This window comes from Maritalea porphyrae (assembly GCF_027213965.1).
In the GTDB taxonomy this organism is placed as follows: domain Bacteria; phylum Pseudomonadota; class Alphaproteobacteria; order Rhizobiales; family Devosiaceae; genus Maritalea; species Maritalea porphyrae_A.
Map to the genome: position 1 here is coordinate 39,500 of NZ_JAPWGX010000004.1, position 18,660 is coordinate 58,159.

Sequence of the window (18,660 nt, forward strand, 5' to 3'; positions counted from 1 at the left end):
CTAATTTCCGCTTAAAGGCTTGAGCTTACACGGGTTCTTGAAAGATGCAATGGGTGATCAAGCTGAAGGGGCGTGCGATCTTGCAACTTCCATCGGGTCAATGCCATCCCAGCTTCCGCGGCTTTCGAGTAGGCGAAACCGGGTAAAGGAACTGCGGTCGAACATGGGCTGGGCCTTATGTTGATCGATCATTGATCGATGTGTACCGTCCTTATAGGCTGCCGCTAACATGTCTGGATCGTTGCGCCAGAGGGTGAAGGATGCGCCATCTGGTGTGCCTATTGGGTTGAATATCTGCCGCAACACATTTGAACCCAACGATTTGTAGAAGGTTCGAACATCTTCTATTCTTTTTACGAAGTCTCGTGCACGGCCAAAGTCAGCTTCGCCAAACCCCTGATATCCTGCACTGGTCATGACTGCCATTACACCTTGTGGGTCTGTTTTAAGCGCCACGAGGTGAGGGTGAGGTTCGTGTTTTGTGGAGAAATCAACGTCGCCGCGGTGGGCCACAACAGCTAACAATCCGTGCCAGCTTTGTGTTGCTAAATTGGTAAAGTCCAAACTGTTCGCGGCTTCGTTTAATCCGTGCAATGCGGCTTCTTGATCATTGTAGAACCCAAGGGCGCACCAAATATCGCTGACCTCCGTGCGAAAGCCGTCATCGCCAATCGGCGAATCTGGTCCGCAACGCCAGACTTGTGCTGTTGTTGGACCGTCAAAACTGGTGTCCGTGATGGAATGGGCAATTGGAAACTTTGCCAAATGGATGGTCATCCAGCTGTAGCTTGGTTCAGTCATGCAGCCTCCTTTGTCCATTGAAACCTCGTCGGACGCATGTTGCGCAACTTGGACAATGTGACAGCACCAGCTTATGGTGCACGTATTATCACAGCAAGGCGGATGTATATTTCGGGGTGGTACAGTTTTGGTAGCGCATTTGAAAAAATCTACAAAAACGAGCTGAGTTTGCGCCCTGTTAGTTTGACGTGGCGTTCGAGCACTTTGGCCGCATTTTCTATATCGCCATTTTTAAGTGCTTTAATGATCGTGCGGTGATCGTGCTCGATCCGCGTCTCCCATTTCGATTTCCACGTGGCGAACAAAAAGCGGGCGCTGGCCACATGTAAGTCGTCAAGCGTTGCGAGTAGTTTTGGCATTTTACAATCTGCCACAATCGTGCGGTGAAAACGCTGGTTCGCGTCTTCCCATGTATAAATGTCTTGGGCCTTTTCGCCTTCGCCAATTGCTTGTTGCGCCAGCATAAATGTGTGCGCTGTGAGGTGCGGGAAGGCATGGCGCAGGGCCAACACCTCGAGCACGGAGCGCATTTCCGCAACCTCTTTGGCCTCTGTGACGTCAAAGGTGGACACCCGCACACCCCGGCGTGGAATGCTAACTGCAAGGCCGCGCGCTTCGAGTTGGCGAAATGCTTCGCGCACGGGCACATGGCTTGCACCAAATTCTTCGGCAATATGGTCTTGGCGCAATTTTTCGTCGGGGGCCAATTCACCGCGCACAATGCGATCAGCCAAAGCCGTTGTAATGTCTTCAACGATGGTACGTTTGTGGTGATCCATAAATTATAGATAAATTGATTTTGCCGCTTCTGTCGAGGTCTGATCTTCGTTTGCGTCTTGTTTGCTGTCATATCTTGGCAATTGGGTGCGGGCGTGTGTGGTTTTTTCCCAAGAGAAGGGGGCCACAGCCAGCTGAAAGGCAGCGCGCAAGGTCGCAAAACTGGTGAGTAACCAATAGAAGGGCAAAAAGACTTGCCATCCGAACAGGTGCAATTGTCGCGTGTGCCAAAGCCCCAAAAAAGCGGTGCTGATTGCGCTTAAATAGCCCGTGATCAATATGAGCATATAGATGTTTAGATGAGCGTAATGTGAGAGAATGATGGCCTTTTGCGTACTCAGGTTCAATAGAAATTGGGCGACAAATAAGCCATGCAAGGGCGCTGAAAATACCAAGCCACCGACATATATGTAGAAAATCAAAGCGTTTAGAAGGCCAAGTTGTTTGATCAATGATTTTGGATTTCGACTGTGCACCAATAGGGTCTGCATCCACCCCTTCATCCATCGGGTGCGCTGCTTGATCCACGGCCAAGTGCTAATCGGGGCCTCCTCGCGCGTATAGCTTGGTAGTACCGCGGATTTTAGCTTTTTGCGTGCCAGTCTTATGCCTAGATCGGCATCTTCTGTGACGTTAAAACTGTCCCACGCACCCAGGTTGATCAGGGTTTTGGTGCGGAAATGATTGGAAGTGCCGCCCAAGGGCATGGGCATGTCAAATTGTGCAAGCGTTGGCATGATCAAGCCGAATTGGGCCGCATATTCTGTGGCAAACAAAGCCGTGAGTGGATTTTCGTTCGCGTTATCAATGACAAGCTCTGCTTGCAAACACTCAAGATTTGCATGGCGCGCGAACATGGTTGCTGCGATGCGTAATTGGTTTGGTTCAGGTATATCTTCCGCGTCAAAAATCACCAAATGTTCACCTCGTGCAAATGGCAGGGCAAAGTTGACGGCTTTGGGTTTGGTGCGCGGTTCGCTGTCGGGCACGGGGATCAACTCAAATCGAATATCGTGCAAAAAGGGTTCGATGGCTTTGATGGTCTTTTTTGACGTTGCCTCAACGACAAATTTCACATCGAGTTTTTCGGCCGGGTAATTTAGCGCGCGCATGGCACGAACCAGTTGCTCCACAAGAACCGCCTCGTCTCGCAAGGGGATGATGATGGTGTAAACTGGCAATTGGTTGTCGCCCAAAAGGTGTTTTTCGGCCATGCGCTTTACAATTCGACCGTTAATAGCGGAGCTGAGGCGAAATGCTGCTGGCAATAGAAACAATATGCCCATCAAAATCGTGGCAATAGGCTGAAACCATCCCAAGGGAAAGAACACACTGAGCGCGATGGCCAAAACCACTGCGAGGAAACTATAGCGCGTGAGTTTTGAAAGGCCCAGGTGTGCGCTTGCAAAGGGCCATTTTTTTGCCAATCGAGTGATGGCACTTTCATAAAGCGCTGTGCTTTGCTGAAAAACAAACGCACGGCGCAGTGCTTTGGGCGGGACAACACACAATTGGCTGCGCAATTGGGGTTTTTCGCTAATGCGCTTGGCCAACTCAACACACCGCCAAAAATCGGGTGCGATGAACAACACATCCCGGTCGAGCATGCGGCCACGCAAACTGGCAACAGATTTCAATTGATCGATATTGTCCGCATGAAGCGCGTTCACCGCGAGAGGAGGGATTTGATCACTAAAGGCCAACTCCAATGCCTTGGCGGCACGGCGATAGATGTCTTGTTCGGGTAGGTTAAACTGGCCAGCACAAAATCTAAGGGGATCAACATTCGCAGCCGTTGCTTTGCGCAACGCAAATAGCGCTGTCCAATCGCTTTGAAAATATTCTTTAAATATGCGACGCAAAAGGGCAGCGCCCAAAGGTTCGTTCAAACCATCCACAAACTAAATCACTTAAAAAATTGCATTACAAAAAATATAAAACATAATGTGACCAAGTTTTCGCCACGAGTCAAAGTCCGAATTGAGCATATGTTTCAGCACCTTTTTCATTTTGCCCGTGCCTCCCTTTTTGGGGGCGCAATTTTTGTGCAATTGGTTTCGCTAGGGTTGGCACAGACGCTGCCAAATCACTTTGACCCATCTGCCTATGACGATACGCTCGACATGTCGCTTGTGCCGTCCATTCGGTTTTTGACTTCGCCTGACTTTCCTCCTTTCAACTTCAAAGAGGCCAGTGGCGACGTTGTGGGGTACAATGTTGAACTTGCGCAGGCGCTGTGTGCTGAACTTGAGGTTGATTGCACGTTGCAAAGTTGGCCGTGGGCGCAATTGCCCAAAGCTTTAGAAGAGGGACAAGGCGATGCAATTATCGCCGGTCTGAGCATAGATGCCGAAAATGGGCGCTTGTTTGGTTTTTCACAAAGCTATTTGCAACTGCCAGCCCGTTTTGTTGGACGAAAAGAAAGGGGTGCGTTGGCGGAGTTTAACCCGCACAAGTTATCGGGCGTCGTGGGTGTTCGGCGCAATTCTTCTCACCACGAGTATTTAAAACGAAATTTTTCTAACTTGGTTGCTTTGCCATTTGATAGCGAATTGGACGTGCTCAAAGGGGTAGACGCAGGCACCATAGATTTGGGTTTTGTGGACGGTATGCGCGCCTCATTTTGGCTCAATCAAAATGAATGTTGCGATTTCGCGGGGGCTGCCTATTTCAGCGTTGAGCATTTTGGCGCGGGGCTTGGGATTGCCGTTTCAAAGGACAAGAACGACACATTGCGCGCCATCAACATAGGGTTGCGTCGATTGGCTGTTTCGGGAAAACTTGATGAGCTTTACCTCAAATGGTTCCCCATTGGGTTTTATTGATTTTCAGTCTCTTGGGTTTCAATTTTTTTTGGTTTCTTGTTCACGAAAGGAAACCAGATAGACCAGACAAAGTTCTGCGGTCCGTCACCTTGATACTCCTTAAGGCCGACAATCATTTTGTCATGCCCTGCTGCGGGTTGATCGATGTAAGTGTTGAAAAGACGATCCCAAATGCTCAATGCAAAACCATAGTTTGAATTTGTTTCACCAACTTCAATCGAGTGGTGGACCCGGTGCATATCCGGTGTGACCAAAACTGGGCGAATGATGCGATCTAGCCAAATGGGTAGTTTGTAATTCGCATGGTTGAACAAGGCGGTACCATTGACCACGCCTTCAAATATTACCACCAAAACAGCGGGCGCGCCCAATATCACCACCGCTGCGGCTTTGACGAAAATTGAAAAGACAATTTCGAGTGGGTGAAATCGAATAGCGCTGGATGCATCAAGGTCGTGATCGGAATGGTGTACGCGATGCAATCGCCATAAAATTGGGATTTTGTGGGTGGCCCAATGTTGGCCCCAGATAACAAAGTCTAGAATTAGAAATGCCATCATCCACTCAAGCCATATGGGCAAATCTAGCCAATTAAACAGGCCAAAGCCCCATTGCTTGGCATAAATTGCGGCCAAGAGGGCGGAAATGGGAACCAACAAATTCGCCAGCACCAGTGTGAGCAGAGAGACCGTTAGATAGCTTGATGCCATGATGCCGATATTTGTGGCCCAGCGGCGCACACGGGAATGGCGCCTTTTGCGCCTTGGCCAAAAGGCTTCCAGAATGACCATCAGTGCGAAGATGGCGACAAAACTGCCAAAGCGCCAAATGCCTTCACTAAAACCCAACTCTTCCACAACAAACTCCTATATATGGATTTTCTTATATATGTGAGGGTTGGGAGAAGCTAGTCACACCGCACGCAAAAGTTTGTGATGCGCAAAAAAAGACCGCCACATGGGCGGTCTAAACAGGTGCCGATGTTGCCTTTTTTAGACAATGCGGTGACGGGCTTGGGCCGCAAGTTCAATTGCCGCTGATGTTAGCTTGTTGATTTTTAAGTGGCCGCGCAATAATTCCAAAATGCGCACTTCTTCGGGGCGGATGTCTAAATCAGCAGCTGCAATCTCTACCGCTACCGCATAGGCGGTGTCGCGCAATTTGGCTGGAATGGTATCTGCAATTAGGTGCAGCACATTGTTCATGCCGTTGTCGTCGTCCAATGCATCGGCGCATTGGCCACAGACAAAGGTGAGGGCTTCTTGGGAGAAATCGCGGAACACGGGAAGGTTGCGCACGACGGAGCCGATCCGGCCCAGCTCTTCATCGGACATGCGGCGATCTGATGCTGAAACCATCACCATGATGTAGACCAGTGCTTCTTGCGGCGAAAGTGACATTTGAGCCCTCACTTATTGTATTGATGTTGGCCCAAAAACTAGGGGCGATTTAGCCCAAATACAAGCCGCAATGCGAACTATTTGGATAGCCAGTGGAATGAGCGCCATTGACGATGTTGCAAAGGTGTGCGAAATCGCGTGAAATGCTGGTTTTTCAAGAAGCTTTAAACAAGCATGATGAACACATCATACAATTGATTTTTCCAACCAAAGGGCAGCCAAATGGCAAATACCCCCACAATTTTTGACGAACAGTTTTTCGCAGCCGCCAACAATGCACGCGCATGGCCTTTTGAGGAAGCGAAGAAGATTGTCAAACGGTTGGAAAAATCGCCCAAGGACGTGGTATTGTTTCAGACCGGTTATGGCCCGTCTGGCTTGCCACACATTGGCACATTTGGTGAAGTGGCGCGCACGTCTATGGTGCGCAATGCCTTCCGTTTGCTGACTGGCGATAAAATCCCATCCAAAATAATCTGTTATTCTGACGATATGGATGGGTTCCGCAAGGTGCCAACCAATGTGCCAAACCAAGAGCGCATGGCCGAATATATTGGCATGCCGTTGACGAAAGTGCCTGATCCATTTTCAGACGAATATCCAAGTTTTGCGCATCATAATAATGCGCGATTGCAGAATTTCTTGGATGACTTTGGATTTGAATATGAGTTTGTCAGCTCCACAGATTATTACACATCTGGTGTGCTGGATAAGGCATTGTTGCGCATGCTCGAAGTCTACGACGATGTGATGAAGGTGATTTTGCCAACACTTGGCGAAGAGCGACAAAAAACCTATTCGCCCTTCCTGCCTCTGTGCCCGCGCACGGGCAAAGTGTTGCAGGTGCCTATGATCGCGCGCGATGTGGCGGCAGGCACTGTGACTTATGTTGACCCTGAAACCAGTGAAGAGGTTACCGTGCCAGTGACTGGTGGTGCGGTGAAGTGCCAATGGAAAGCAGATTGGGCTTTGCGTTGGTATGCGCTTGGGATCGACTATGAAATGTCGGGCAAAGACTTGATTGATAGCGTTCGTCTATCTTCTCGCATTGTGCGGGCTTTGGGTGGCACGCCGCCGGAAAGCTTGAGCTATGAATTGTTCTTGGATGAGAACGGTCAAAAAATCTCCAAGTCAAAAGGCAATGGCCTTTCGATGGAAGATTGGCTGACTTACGCCTCGCCTGAAAGCTTGGCGCTGTTTATGTATCAAAAACCAAAAACTGCGAAAAAGCTCTATTTTGATGTGATCCCGAAAGCTGTTGATGAGTTTTATGCTTTTTCAACGGCGGCGGAAAAACAAACGCCAGCTGAGCTGTTGGAAAACCCTGCAACCCATATTCATGGCGAGTTTCCACCAGCGTTTGATTTGCCAATCAGTTTTGCTTTGTTGTTGAATTTGGTGTCTGCGGCCAATGCTGAAGACAGCGCCGTGCTTTGGGGCTTTATTTCGCGTTATGCGCCAGATGCAACACCCCAAAATCAACCCGAACTTGATCGGTTGGTTGGCTATGCCATTCGCTACTTCACTGATTTTGTGAAACCAACGAAGAAATTCCGCGCGCCAAGCGAACAGGAAGCCGCTGCGATGGCAGAATTGGCAACGCGGTTGGATGATGTGGAAGATGCGACGGATGCAGACGCCATTCAAAGCTTGGTGTTTGAAATTGGCAAGAAATATGAATTTGAACCGTTGCGCAATTGGTTCAAAGCTTTGTACCAAGTGTTGTTGGGGCAAGATCAGGGCCCGCGTTTTGGCTCATTCATCGCCCTTTATGGCGTTACCGAAACCAAAGCTTTGATTGAAAAAGCTTTGGCGGGCGAATTGGTTTAGGCCCTTTAAAATTTCACAATGATTAGCCCTGCCAATTGGCGGGGCTTTTTATTGGCTGGCCCAAAGGATGCGCGCAATCCAATCCACATCTGTGGAGGGTAATTCGCGGGGCGGGTGTTCTGGGTTGAGCGAGTGCAATTCCACTAGATTTGCGGTTTGCCGATGCAAAATTTTGGCCATCACTTCGCCCTCATTCGTGCGCACCACCACGCGGTCGCCACGCCTGATTTGTTCGGCGGGCGAGACAATGATCACATCGCCATCGCGATAAAGGGGCAGCATGCTATCACCGCTCACCTCAAGTGCGTACGTGTTGGAGTTTGGCCCAACAGGGATGTTCACTTCGTCCCAGCCTTGCCCCGCAGGGAAGCCACCGCTGTCGAAAAATCCGCCAGCTCCGGCTTGGGCAAAACCCAGCAATGGCACCGCGGCTTTGTGAGGGTCAGCTTGTTCGTAAATACCGCCGCCCGATAGGAATTGATCCATACTCTCATCAGCTGATCCCAGCATTTTGGCAATGCTTTCGGTTGATGGCCAGCGCTCTCGACCGTCTTTTGATATCCGTTTTGAGGGATTAAAGGCTGTAGGGTCTAGCCCGGCCATGCGCGCCAGTCCGGACACAGATAGGCCGCGACGCTGAGCCAGCGAGTCAATGGCAGACCATATAGCGCGGTGGGTGATCATTGCTTTTCCATTTGTCGAGCAGGAATAGTTTCAGTATCAAGGATAAAAATCCTATAGATGTGTTAACTTTCATTAATCGAAATGTAAAGTGCGAATGTGAAATTTGGCACATTACCTTGCTTATTTGCTTGATTTTCCATAAATCCGATGAACAGAGTTCAGCGCACAATGAGTCAAAATGAGAATTTTCAAAGTATGTACGGTTGCACATTGGTCAAACGCTAAGGCCAATGGTGTTTTTTCGGGGGTAGCAGTGGATTTGGTTGATGGGTTTATTCACTTTTCAACTGCAGAACAGCTGGCCGAGACCCTGCAAAAGCACTTCACCGGCCAAAGCGATTTGGTGCTTTTAAGTGTTGATCCGGAAAAAATTGGTACGGAATTAAAGTGGGAACCTTCACGCGGCGGTGCTCTTTTCCCCCATCTATATGCGGACCTGCCACTGGCAGCGATTGTGGCTGAACATATGTTGGAAACTGATGCGCAAGGCGTCTTTATTCTTCCCGAAGGGCTATTTCAATGATTTCTCAAATTGCTAAGTTTTTAAGCCAGCCGGCGGTGCAAAACCTAAGCCGTGATGGGTTGCTAAAACTTGACCCTGAAATTGCGCATCAGCTAACGATCAAAGCGATCAAACTTGGGGCCGTTGCGCCACAAGAAAATAAAGACCCTGATTTCTTTAAAACAGAAATTGCAGGACTGTCTTTGAAAAACCCAATTGGCATGGCCGCTGGTTTTGATAAAAACGCCGAAGTGTCAAACCAGTTATCTGACATCGGCTTTGGGTTCGCAGAAGTTGGAACCATCACGCCACGACCTCAGGATGGAAACCCCAAGCCACGTTTGTTTCGTGTGCCGCAAGCCCAGGGGATCATCAACCGCATGGGGTTCAATAATGAGGGGCATCTGGTAGCTTATGAGCGTTTAACAAACAATAAGCAAGCCGGGGTGACGATTGGTGTAAATGTTGGCGCGAACAAAGACAGCGATGACTTTGTGGCCGACTATGTTGAGGGCGTTACTCGTTTTGCGCCGATTGCTGATTATCTTACGGTGAATATTTCTTCCCCCAATACACCGGGGTTGCGTGATTTGCAGTCTGGCGAAGCGCTAAAGCGGTTGTTGGGCGAAGCGTTGAATGCGCGCGCAAAGGCTTGTGTGCGGGTGCCGGTTTTCTTAAAGCTCGCACCAGACCTCAATGAGGCGGAGATGGATGAAGTGGTTGGCGTGATCAAGCAAGTGGATTTAGATGGTTTGATTATTTCCAATACCACTTTGTCCCGTGATCAAGTTGCGGGCTTACCCAACGCGGATGAGGCTGGTGGCCTGAGCGGCAAGCCACTCTTTAATTTTTCTACCATGCGCTTGGCGCAAATGCGCATGCGCGTGGGGAGTGATATGCCCATTATTGGGGTAGGGGGAATCCACTCTGCCCAATCTGCAATAGCGAAACTTGCTGCGGGCGCGAACGCCATTCAGCTATATAGCGCGCTGGTTTTTGGCGGCATGGAGCTGCTGCGCGACATTAAAGATGGCATGGCCGTCAAAGTGCGCAAAGATAAGTTGCAAAGTGTTGGGCAATTAACTTCCACGGATGTGGAGAGCTGGGCCAGCGGCAAGGCTCAATTGTAAGAACATACGCTTTATGTCAAATAAAAGCCGCCGCAACATTAAGTCGCGGCGGCATTTGAATTTATTGCGCCTAGGTTAGTGGCGAAATCTGAATTTCAACGCGCCGGTTTGCCGCTTTGCCCGCTTCGGTTGAATTTGTGGCGATAGGCTGTGTTTCGCCATAACCGGTCACATAGACACGTCGTGGATCCACACCAACGCCAGATACATAATTGGCAACTGACATGGCTCTTCGGTTCGACAGATCCATATTATATTGGTCCGAGCCTGTAGAATCGGTGTGGCCATAGATATCCACTAGCGTTTTTGGATAGCGCTGTAGGATCGTTGCAACCGCTGTCAAAACTTTGTGGAATTGAGGTTGAACTTGGTCTTGGTTGACCCCAAAGGTGATGTTGGAGGGCATGTTGAGGATGATGTTGTCGCCGTTGCGTTTCACTGTCACGCCAGAATCAGCCAGACCCGCGCGAAGCTCTTCTTCCTGCTTGTCCATGTAAATACCAACACCGGTACCTGTGAGTGCACCAAGCCCTGCGCCAATCAGCGCTGCACTACGCACGTCTTTGTTGGCCACTGATGCATAAACAAGTCCGGCAAATGCGCCCGCCGCAGCGCCCGCAGCACCACCTTTCACAGAATTACGTAAGTCGCCCGCATCATTGTTGAGCCATGTTGGGCTGCACCCACCAAGAGCCAATGCGAAAGCCGATACAATAAGAATGGATTTTTTCATATTCGAGTTCCAATGCCGCCAAAAAATTTGAAGCCATAATACATGACTTTGCGGCCTAAAAAAGATCAACATGACACTCAGATTTCGATAAATTTGCAAAGGATGGGCAAAAGGCGAAAACTCTTTGGCGGTTTTGCTTGACAAGATTTGCCTGCCCGCATTATATCGCGCTCGAGCAAAGTGATTGGTTCGCCAAACACTTGTCTATTTGTTTTGGTTTTCACCAAATCAAATTGTGGCGGGGTAGCTCAGCTGGTTAGAGCAGCGGAATCATAATCCGCGTGTCGGGGGTTCAAGTCCCTCTCCCGCTACCAAAATTTCTTATACATTGCAGGTTGTTAGATGCGAGAGTGGCTTTGCGTTCTAGCGCGTGGATTGCCTTGGGTTGTGTTTGGGTGTCTTTGTGGGTGCTGCGATTATTCAGGCGCTTTGTGTGGCGGCGCGCGATCTTTGGGAAACTTTTGAGCTGCCTTTGGGAAACCAAAACAAGTTTTCTAACGCCTTACAGGGGACGTTGGAAACTATTCTAGTCTCTTGCTAGTGCAATTTCTGTGTCTTTTTGTGGAACACGCTTGGGATATGGAAGATCAAAAGCGATTTTGTTTTTGCTTCGAAGATCACAGAGTATTGCATTTACATGCGGCTTTCGAACCGACACCCGTTCCATTATCAAGTGGATCATTTGGTCCGCCTTTGCAGATGAGTACATCGACAGATACTCAAGAATTAAATCCGCTGCTTTTTCACGGTTAGCTTTGCAACCTACACCCTTTCGCTGTTGTTCCATCGCGGCATAGTCAGCGGTTGAAAAGAGATTTGGACCACTTGTGTCCCTAAGTTCGTGTCTGACGGCCATCTCTTGAAGCTCAACCTTCTGTTGGACGTTCCGAAAAACTTCAAGTCCCTTGGCACTGTGAGTGCCGAAGAGTAGTCGCATCTTAATGCGCTCTTTGGTTGGCACCATTATCGAGAAGTCAGGCAAAAACTTTGCAATTTTTGCTTGCTTCATGGCCCTCTTCATCTGAGACAATATCTTTCGTTCGTTGCTCCAACTAATAGGTAGAGACGCAAATTCGGCGGCCCAATCAGGGTTCACTAGATAACGCCCGAAGGATGCCGCGACGCCGTCAAATCCAGCGTGTCTGTTTATATGGTCTGACATGAAATTCAACATGAACTCACTACGGTGCTTCTTTAGAAAAGCGAATACCCCGTCATTTTGGATATTCCAGCCAGTTGGATCAATGAATGTAAACGTAAATCCATTTGTGAGTTTTGAACTAATGGCGTCCAAATTATCTTCAAACTTGCCTTCAAATATGTGGATTTCTGGCCCCTCGACGGTCGTGGCATATGCCTTGAGCTTTTCCACAGAACTTGGATTTGCCTCGCAAAAACAAAACCGAGTTTTTAGGCCAGAGATGCCTTGTTTTTGCAGAGTATCCCGTACTGCTTCCAGTGTGTTTATCGCTTGATCAAATGAGGCATCCGAGTATTTCGCTTCATCACTCACTTTCCAAGGCCCAGCAAACGCGTCCACAAAATTGAACACGTTGGAATATCCTTGAAGTGTTTTGAACGCGGCGGCTTTTAGGTATTGGGTTAGAAATGCGTGTTTTATGTATGACTGTTCACGGTCTTTATATAGTCCCAAATCGGGCAGCATGGCACACTCTGTAAATATATTTCGAATCTATACTTTGAGTATAGCCGAATTGTTTTACATAGCTACACTTGGCATTTCGTCCCAAACGCGGCCTTTATAACTTCGGCCATTCGCCTTTTTGGATCGGCGCTTGTTGTCCTTGCCCCATGTTCCCCACTGTTTGAAGAAGAACGCGGTATTGAAATCCAAGCACTGATTGTGGATTTCATCAATCCACTCTTCTTTAATTGGCCTTGCTGCATGGCCGCTTTCGCCACCAACGATGGCCCAATGGATGCCGGATAGATCAACGTCGCCAACAGCACCAATTAGCGGTTCGAATGATATGAACCTGATCGCTGCCGGAATGTCTCGAAGTTCGTCAATGCGGTGCGTAACCTCTGAGTTCTCGACGCTCGTACCAAGCCAAACGTTCGGTAGCGGTTTTGGGAAATGCTTGCCGATAATCTGCGCCATGCGGTCTGGCCGCTTCGTCAAAATTTGATAGTGATGATGCGGCGTTTGGCGCATGACCTCCCATACCTCAAGAATGAACTCATCGCTCACTTCAGGGTGGAATAGATCACTCATTGAATTGACAAAAATCTTACGCGGCTTACGCCATTTCAGAGGTATTTGAAGGGCGTTGCGGTCCTCGCGTACCACACCGTTCCAGATGGTGCGCTTACCCGATTTGCGCGTTAGACCCACATATTTCGGCGTACCCATGGCTTCAAGGCGTTTGGCCATCTGCATGGCATAGCAGTTCGTGCAACCAGCAGATTGAATGCTACACCCAGCGACTGGGTTCCAAGTTGCATCTGTCCATTCGATCTGAGTTTCAGCCATTATATGTCCCCTGATTGCTGCGCATTATGAACCGTATCTGAAATCTGTAAAGTTAGCGTTGACGCGTCAGATTTGATCTCAAATCTTCACCTCAAAATTTGAGATCAAAAGTTCACCCACTTCTTTGCCTGATTGTGGGTTGACTGTGTAGCGGGTTTTGACGGGTTGCATGCTGAAACGCTCAAAGATGAAACGCACTTCGGGCGTGTCATTTATCGACATCAAGAATTTGCCTTTGATCGAACCTAGCTGTTGTGCAAGATACTCAAAGTCCGATTTGGAAAACAGGTTTTTGCCATAGTCGTTTTCACAATTCCAGTAGGGCGGGTCGAGATAGAAAAGCGTTTGGTCGCGATCATAACGGGTGATGCATTGCGCATAGGGCAAGCACTCGATTGTAACGTATGCAAGGCGGTCGTGAACGTCTTCAAGCTGGCTGGCCAGTGTGTTCAAATTGAAGCGGCTGCTTCGCTCAGTCGCGATGCCAAATGTCTGGCTTGTTGCCTTGCCGCCAAACGCCGTTTTTTGAAGATAGATGAAGCGCGCTGCGCGTTCTAAATCTGTTAACGTTGTTGGGTCTGTTGCCTTCAATCTTTCGAACTCAGAACGGCTCGAAAGTTGGTATTTTAACGTGTCCAAGAATTGCGGATAGTGGCGCTGAAGGATGCGAAACAGGTTGGCAATATCTTTGGAGATGTCGTTGATCACCTCGCATTTGGTGCGCTTTGTGCGGCGGAAAAATACGCCGCCCATGCCAACAAATGGCTCAACATAATTCTTGTGTGGTACCGCTTCGATAATTGGCACGATTGTTTTTGCGAGTAGGCGTTTGCCGCCAAGATATGGGGCAACTGGATTGATGGCGATTGTTGAATTGATCTCGTTCATTATTTGTTGGTTTCTCTCAGCCATATTCGCCCAGCTTGTACAAGCAGGCGGATGAGGCGTTAAGTCAAATTGCGTCTTTTGGGGGACTATTTTCCGATTGAACCCCGAAGCTGATCAATCAATTGTTAGCGCAATTGTTGGATCGGCCATCCGTCATCTTGTTGATCTGATTGTTGTCATCGGCACACCCTGATCCAACCAATATTGAACAAGATCAGTGGGTGTTGGTGACTTTATTTTTAGGCCATGCAAACGGTCAGCGCGCCGGAACAGTTCCGCCGCATATTCTGAGCAAATGAACTCGTCATTGTGCACGGGAAAGCCAAGGCCAGCGCCAACAGCTTCAAGATATGAATAGCGCTTGCCAAGGTGAGAAAATGCGAACCCTTCTAGATCAATTGTCCAGTCAATATTAGTAGGCAACCAGTCAAACGATCCGGTGTTTGAAAGGGCGCCCATTTGCACACCAACGCGCTCTCTTGCTTCTAGAACAAACAGCCGATCCCGAAACCACCAAGCGACACCAACGTGGGTATGTGCACCGCCTGTTGCGTGCTTGATCAACCAAGACCAAAACCTATTGCCAGACCCTAGGGTCCGCCATGCGAGAAGGTCGCCGGTTTTGATTTTTGAGCGGGCTTCGGCATAGTTCATTATTCCGCGATCCCAGCCAAGATTTGGTCTTTCCGATCTGCTGCCAAAAGACCAGCTGCTGCCAACAAATCAAGTCCGCCAATAACCTGTGCTGACGCAAGATCAATGGTATCGTCAGGACCAAGCGCGTCTGTACGACGAAGCATAACGGCTAAAGAAGCAACACCCATAAGGCGGGCTTTTTCCGCCTCATCAGCTGCGCCAATCAAAGCAGGGGTAACTTCTTCAGATGCGGCCAACCGGATCATGGCTTCTTCTGTTGGGGTGAACAGGCCATAATACTCAGTGCGACTGACTTTTTTGCGAAGGACGGGTTCGGGTGTTGGTGCCAAATCTACCCACTCGCTGATCGACTTCCATTCTTCACCATCCAGCTCAATGCGCGTTTGAATGGTTTTGTTTTGGCCCTCGGTGCCTATGGTTTCTTGCTCTTCCAATGGCGCAACACCAGCGAAATAGGACACAGTTGGCTTTGTAACTTCGGCTTCCAAAGCGGTTGCGGTAGCTGGAACGGTAAGATTGGCACCAAGTGCGCTTAAGCGAGCGGCAATTTTCTCCTGATCCCAAGCGTCAATGACTTCAAGGCAAAGGAAGCCTTTACCCCAAGTGGAACCGTCAGAATTTTTGATGTTTGATTGGTAGATGACATGTTTCATCAGATCAGCTCCTAATTGTCGTATTCATAGCCAGATACGATGCACGTACCGCTATTGCTACCGCCACGAACGATGGTCCCGCCAGAAGTTAGCACCAGATAACCGTTCCCAGCTCCAATGCCGTGACGCTGTGTGGTGGTTGTGCCATTCGAGCCAAAAACAAGGTAAACTGCGGTTTCGCCAACGGGTGTGATGGTTATTGATCCATTGTTCGGAATTGCGTCGGCGGCGAACGCCTGCCCCACAAAATGCTTGCCAGCTGGGACAGTGTAAGTTGCACCAGTCGTGGTAAGTGTTTTGCAGATTGGATTTTTGGCCATAATTTATGCGCCCCCTAAAAAGAATAGATCGCCCGAAACGTTGGAAATGGCTTCGTCGATAGCCGCCTTTACGCCTGCTGCATGGGTGGCTTTGGTTGTGTTGGTACCGGTGATCGTTTCGGCTTCAGTGGAAAGTCCGAGCACTTGGTCTTCTGGCAAGCCACCGATCGCCTCACTGACAGACGCATCAATTTTGTCTTGAACGCCAAGCGCGATGACCAGCTCATCGGTCGTGATTTTCTTGTTGAGATCAGCCGATTTATCGTACAGGCCAAATGTGTCATCTGCGCCCACAACGTTAGCACCGGCAATAACGGGCAAACCATCAATATCAAGCTCAATTGTGCGGTCTGTTGATAAATCTCCACCGCCCTTTGTGCCGTTTTGGGTGTTGATCACTCGGGCGGAGGTAACCGCTACTGGGCTAGAAAGTTGAATAACGGCGTCAACTGCATTGGTGACTTCAACAACAAATGTGTAAGACATGGAGTTTTCGGCGACAGCCTTTTCGACGGTTGGCGTGGAGCCAATTGCAAGAAGGTCGCCGGTTGCACTTTCAAGGCCGACTTCGCGAAGCGTAAAAGGACCAGCGGCTGCCGGAATAAAGGCCGTACAAATCAATCTATCGCTGTTGTTGGGGTCAACTACAACGGCCTGCAACCCCGCTTCATACACCTCATTTGTTAGCGAGGTTGCATCAGGATCAAGTGTGATTGGGTTGCCGTTTCCATCACCAAAAACCATTTTTGAAAACGGCACGGGACTGCCGTCTGGTGCGGCGGCGGCCGCAAATGCCGCAATGCCGATATTTGTCAAAATTGAGGGCACTAAACAGCCTCCGGCAAAATCAAAAATTCATGGTGTACTTGGGCGGCAACGGCCACAAAAGTGGGACCAGTGATTTCAACACCGAGCCGAAATTCGCTGGTTTGGCTTTTGCGCTTCATCGTTTCAATGACCGCTTTTGACTGGCGAACAGCGCGGATTGACCAAAGCTCGCCTTCGCCAAATATGTCTTGATCTGTGTTGATCAAAATGTTGTGGGTGTGCGGTGAGCCAACGGGTGTCTGGTCATACCACTGCTCGATTTCAGCTTTGAGGCCAAACGCATCGAGCGCGCTTAGAACACCCGGATCAGTGCCTTTTGCTTCATGCAATGGAAAGGCATTTTCGATCAATGTTCGAATGGCCGGTTCGGGCGACCCTTCAACGTCGATAAATTCACCAATAGACTTTTCGGCCATGACAAGGGGCAAAACTTCAATTGGTTCTTCGCTGGGCTGGCGTTCCATTGCGGTTTGAATGTCGACGTCACTTAGAACGTTCGCAAACATGGCGAACAAGGCTTGGGTGCGGCCATCAAAGATGCCGGGTGGGATTAGGCGATCTTCAAAACGAAGGTCAGGCATTTGCCGCCTCCATGGTTAGATCAATGTCGATCAGCACTGGGAACTCTTGGCCTGCAAGTTGGCGATTGGCGGGGCCGACAATATCAAGATCAATGTCCTCAACGCCTTCAACCGCGCCGCCAACTTTGTCCAATGCCTTTTTGGCAAGGTAGGGCGCTAGGCGTTTTGCCCAACCGCTCGCGACCTTGTTCAATTCCGCTTCGATGTCGGCTTGGATAAGGGTTGGATTGCCGCGATACCGGACAGTGCCAGCAATTGTGTAAGTGACCGCTTCAGGTGGTTTACTCGTTAGAGTGTCGCCTTGTGGGCGTTTTTCTAACGGTGCCATCCATAGATCAATATCGTCCAAAATGGTTTGAGAAGGCGCGCCAGTCTCAAGCAATACGTATATCCAAATATGACCCTCTTGCGGTCGCACAACTTTTACGGCGGCAATGGCAGATGAATAGGCCAACACTTGTTCTTTGTAACTTGCCTCGCCACCTGCTTTGGAAATGCGGTCGTGGGCGTTAAGGGCACGAAGGCGAAGGCTTTGGTCTTCTTCTTCGTCTGCGCCGCCGTTTGAAATGTCGGTGTTTGAAACGCTTAGACCTTCGACCGGCTCAACCAAATAGACCAATCTGCCGATCGCAATGCCATTACCTACAAAACCAGCATGGTTCACTGTGGCCGTAACCGAACCGCTGGTTTGACCAGCAAGGATCAACACATCTTCATTCGTCTGAAAATGCAGTAACGTTGAGGTTAGTTTATCAATGGCAACCTTGGTGCCAGCGGCAATAAACAGGTCGGTGGCCAAGGCTTCAGCTAAGGTGAACTCAATGGTCGTGACCGCTGGTTGAGCTTTGAGGCGAAACGTTGAATTGTTGGCGGCGGCGATGTCTAAGAACTCGCCTTGCGCAAACAAAATCCAACGGCGTTCCCAAGCTTCTTGCGCCTCTTGGCAAATGATTGACAGGGCATAAGCGATCAGACGGATAAACACCATGTCGGATTGTGCAGGATAAAGCTTGCGCTGTGGCCCATCGGGGTGATTTTCAAACCAATCGACAAGCTTGGTGACCCAGCCTTTTGATGAGGTTGTAAAAACCTGTGGCGCGCCACGTTCGATCAGTTCTTGTGGGGTAAAAGCTTTGAGAAAATTGATCATGCGGCGAGCCTTTGCAAAGACACGTCGGTGAAATAAATCTCTTGCGCCACATCTTCGCGCAAACGCCAAGCAACATTGGCCTTATAGTGGTCGCGGCCAACTTGGCTGACATTGACCTTGTGCATGATCACGCGCGGTTCCCATTGCTCGATAGCGTCCCAGATTTCTTGGGTAATGGCGGGAATGGCGATTTCTGAAGGGCGATCGATATAGGTCAGCGCATCGCAAAACTGGTCAGGCGCTGTTGGGATCGAAAGCTTGGGCGAAAGAATGATAATGCGGATGGCTTGGTGAATGTCATCAATGCCGACGACGATTTGATCCCAAGGCAAATCATTGCCGGGCTGGACTTTTGCTTGCCAATGTAAATGATGGACTTCGCCCATGCCTATACCCATATAAGTGGT

General features: G+C 49.4%; 21 protein-coding genes and 1 tRNA gene. 5 read left to right on the forward strand and 17 right to left on the reverse strand.

Features of this window, described 5'->3' with window-relative positions:
* Nucleotides 1–57: 57 nt before the first annotated feature.
* The 3 genes from O4H47_RS13030 to O4H47_RS13040 all read right to left on the reverse strand — a co-directional run bounded on the left by O4H47_RS13030 (nt 58) and on the right by O4H47_RS13040 (nt 3,476).
* Nucleotides 58–801 carry a hypothetical protein gene (locus tag O4H47_RS13030; protein WP_269394433.1) on the reverse strand — a complete coding sequence of 248 codons (744 nt, stop codon included), beginning with the start codon at nt 799–801 and terminating at the stop codon, nt 58–60.
* A gap of 149 nt (nt 802–950) precedes the next feature.
* The gene (locus O4H47_RS13035) at nt 951–1,580 is read right to left on the reverse strand and encodes a GntR family transcriptional regulator (protein WP_269394434.1); all 630 of its coding nucleotides are present in this window, start codon (nt 1,578–1,580) and stop codon (nt 951–953) included.
* A 3-nt stretch (nt 1,581–1,583) separates the two neighbouring features.
* Nucleotides 1,584–3,476 carry a glycosyltransferase gene (locus tag O4H47_RS13040; protein WP_269394435.1) on the reverse strand — a complete coding sequence of 631 codons (1,893 nt, stop codon included), beginning with the start codon at nt 3,474–3,476 and terminating at the stop codon, nt 1,584–1,586.
* A gap of 147 nt (nt 3,477–3,623) precedes the next feature.
* Here O4H47_RS13040 and O4H47_RS13045 point away from each other — a divergent pair, with 147 nt between their 5' ends.
* On the forward strand, nt 3,624–4,403 hold the full coding sequence (locus O4H47_RS13045; RefSeq protein WP_269394436.1) for a transporter substrate-binding domain-containing protein: 780 nt from the start codon (nt 3,624–3,626) through the stop codon (nt 4,401–4,403).
* Here O4H47_RS13045 and O4H47_RS13050 read toward each other — a convergent pair.
* Nucleotides 4,397–5,260, reverse strand: coding sequence for a sterol desaturase family protein (locus O4H47_RS13050; protein ID WP_269394437.1), 864 nt, complete (start codon nt 5,258–5,260; stop codon nt 4,397–4,399). The genes O4H47_RS13045 and O4H47_RS13050 overlap by 7 nt on opposite strands.
* A gap of 135 nt (nt 5,261–5,395) precedes the next feature.
* Nucleotides 5,396–5,803 carry a tellurite resistance TerB family protein gene (locus O4H47_RS13055; RefSeq protein WP_269394438.1) on the reverse strand — a complete coding sequence of 136 codons (408 nt, stop codon included), beginning with the start codon at nt 5,801–5,803 and terminating at the stop codon, nt 5,396–5,398.
* A gap of 222 nt (nt 5,804–6,025) precedes the next feature.
* Between O4H47_RS13055 and O4H47_RS13060 the strand changes: the two genes are divergently transcribed.
* Entirely contained in the window at nt 6,026–7,633 is a 1,608-nt protein-coding gene (locus O4H47_RS13060) for a lysine--tRNA ligase (RefSeq protein WP_269394439.1), read from the forward strand.
* A gap of 48 nt (nt 7,634–7,681) precedes the next feature.
* On the opposite strand, the gene O4H47_RS13065 is transcribed toward O4H47_RS13060, so the two are convergent.
* Nucleotides 7,682–8,317 (reverse strand): S24 family peptidase, encoded by a 636-nt coding sequence (locus tag O4H47_RS13065; RefSeq protein ID WP_269394440.1) that lies wholly within the window; start codon nt 8,315–8,317, stop codon nt 7,682–7,684.
* A 178-nt stretch (nt 8,318–8,495) separates the two neighbouring features.
* Here O4H47_RS13065 and O4H47_RS13070 point away from each other — a divergent pair, with 178 nt between their 5' ends.
* Entirely contained in the window at nt 8,496–8,840 is a 345-nt protein-coding gene (locus tag O4H47_RS13070) for a DUF952 domain-containing protein (protein ID WP_269394441.1), read from the forward strand.
* A complete protein-coding gene (locus O4H47_RS13075) occupies nt 8,837–9,949 on the forward strand; it encodes a quinone-dependent dihydroorotate dehydrogenase (protein ID WP_269394442.1) in 1,113 nt (370 codons plus the stop codon). The genes O4H47_RS13070 and O4H47_RS13075 overlap by 4 nt, the downstream gene beginning before the upstream one ends.
* A 70-nt stretch (nt 9,950–10,019) precedes the next feature.
* Here the strand turns inward: O4H47_RS13075 and O4H47_RS13080 are convergent, their stop codons facing one another.
* Nucleotides 10,020–10,682, reverse strand: a complete 663-nt coding sequence (locus O4H47_RS13080; protein WP_269394443.1) for an OmpA family protein — start codon at nt 10,680–10,682, stop codon at nt 10,020–10,022.
* Nucleotides 10,683–10,919: 237 nt separating this feature from the next.
* On the opposite strand from O4H47_RS13080, the gene O4H47_RS13085 reads away from it, so the two are divergent.
* Nucleotides 10,920–10,996: transfer RNA gene (locus O4H47_RS13085), tRNA-Met, on the forward strand.
* Nucleotides 10,997–11,208: 212 nt separating this feature from the next.
* Here O4H47_RS13085 and tcmP read toward each other — a convergent pair.
* The 10 genes from tcmP to O4H47_RS13135 form a co-directional block, all read right to left on the reverse strand.
* On the reverse strand, nt 11,209–12,348 hold the full coding sequence (tcmP, locus tag O4H47_RS13090) for a three-Cys-motif partner protein TcmP (RefSeq protein WP_269394444.1): 1,140 nt from the start codon (nt 12,346–12,348) through the stop codon (nt 11,209–11,211).
* Nucleotides 12,349–12,402: 54 nt separating this feature from the next.
* Nucleotides 12,403–13,176: a DUF5131 family protein gene (locus O4H47_RS13095; RefSeq protein WP_269394445.1), complete on the reverse strand. Its 774-nt coding sequence runs from the start codon at nt 13,174–13,176 to the stop codon at nt 12,403–12,405.
* Nucleotides 13,177–13,254: 78 nt separating this feature from the next.
* Entirely contained in the window at nt 13,255–14,064 is an 810-nt protein-coding gene (locus O4H47_RS13100; protein ID WP_269394446.1) for a DNA adenine methylase, read from the reverse strand.
* 153 nt (nt 14,065–14,217) lie between these two features.
* Nucleotides 14,218–14,718 (reverse strand): hypothetical protein, encoded by a 501-nt coding sequence (locus tag O4H47_RS13105; RefSeq protein ID WP_269394447.1) that lies wholly within the window; start codon nt 14,716–14,718, stop codon nt 14,218–14,220.
* A complete protein-coding gene (locus O4H47_RS13110; RefSeq protein WP_269394448.1) occupies nt 14,718–15,374 on the reverse strand; it encodes a hypothetical protein in 657 nt (218 codons plus the stop codon). The genes O4H47_RS13105 and O4H47_RS13110 overlap by 1 nt, the downstream gene beginning before the upstream one ends.
* An 11-nt stretch (nt 15,375–15,385) precedes the next feature.
* The gene (locus tag O4H47_RS13115; protein WP_269394449.1) at nt 15,386–15,694 is read right to left on the reverse strand and encodes a hypothetical protein; all 309 of its coding nucleotides are present in this window, start codon (nt 15,692–15,694) and stop codon (nt 15,386–15,388) included.
* Nucleotides 15,695–15,697: 3 nt separating this feature from the next.
* Nucleotides 15,698–16,522, reverse strand: a complete 825-nt coding sequence (locus O4H47_RS13120; RefSeq protein ID WP_269394450.1) for a phage tail protein — start codon at nt 16,520–16,522, stop codon at nt 15,698–15,700.
* Nucleotides 16,522–17,103, reverse strand: coding sequence for a phage tail protein I (locus O4H47_RS13125; protein WP_269394451.1), 582 nt, complete (start codon nt 17,101–17,103; stop codon nt 16,522–16,524). The genes O4H47_RS13120 and O4H47_RS13125 overlap by 1 nt, the downstream gene beginning before the upstream one ends.
* Entirely contained in the window at nt 17,096–18,253 is a 1,158-nt protein-coding gene (locus O4H47_RS13130) for a baseplate J/gp47 family protein (RefSeq protein WP_269394452.1), read from the reverse strand. The genes O4H47_RS13125 and O4H47_RS13130 overlap by 8 nt, the downstream gene beginning before the upstream one ends.
* The gene (locus tag O4H47_RS13135; RefSeq protein WP_269394453.1) at nt 18,250–18,639 is read right to left on the reverse strand and encodes a GPW/gp25 family protein; all 390 of its coding nucleotides are present in this window, start codon (nt 18,637–18,639) and stop codon (nt 18,250–18,252) included. The genes O4H47_RS13130 and O4H47_RS13135 overlap by 4 nt, the downstream gene beginning before the upstream one ends.
* Nucleotides 18,640–18,660 lie beyond the last annotated feature (21 nt).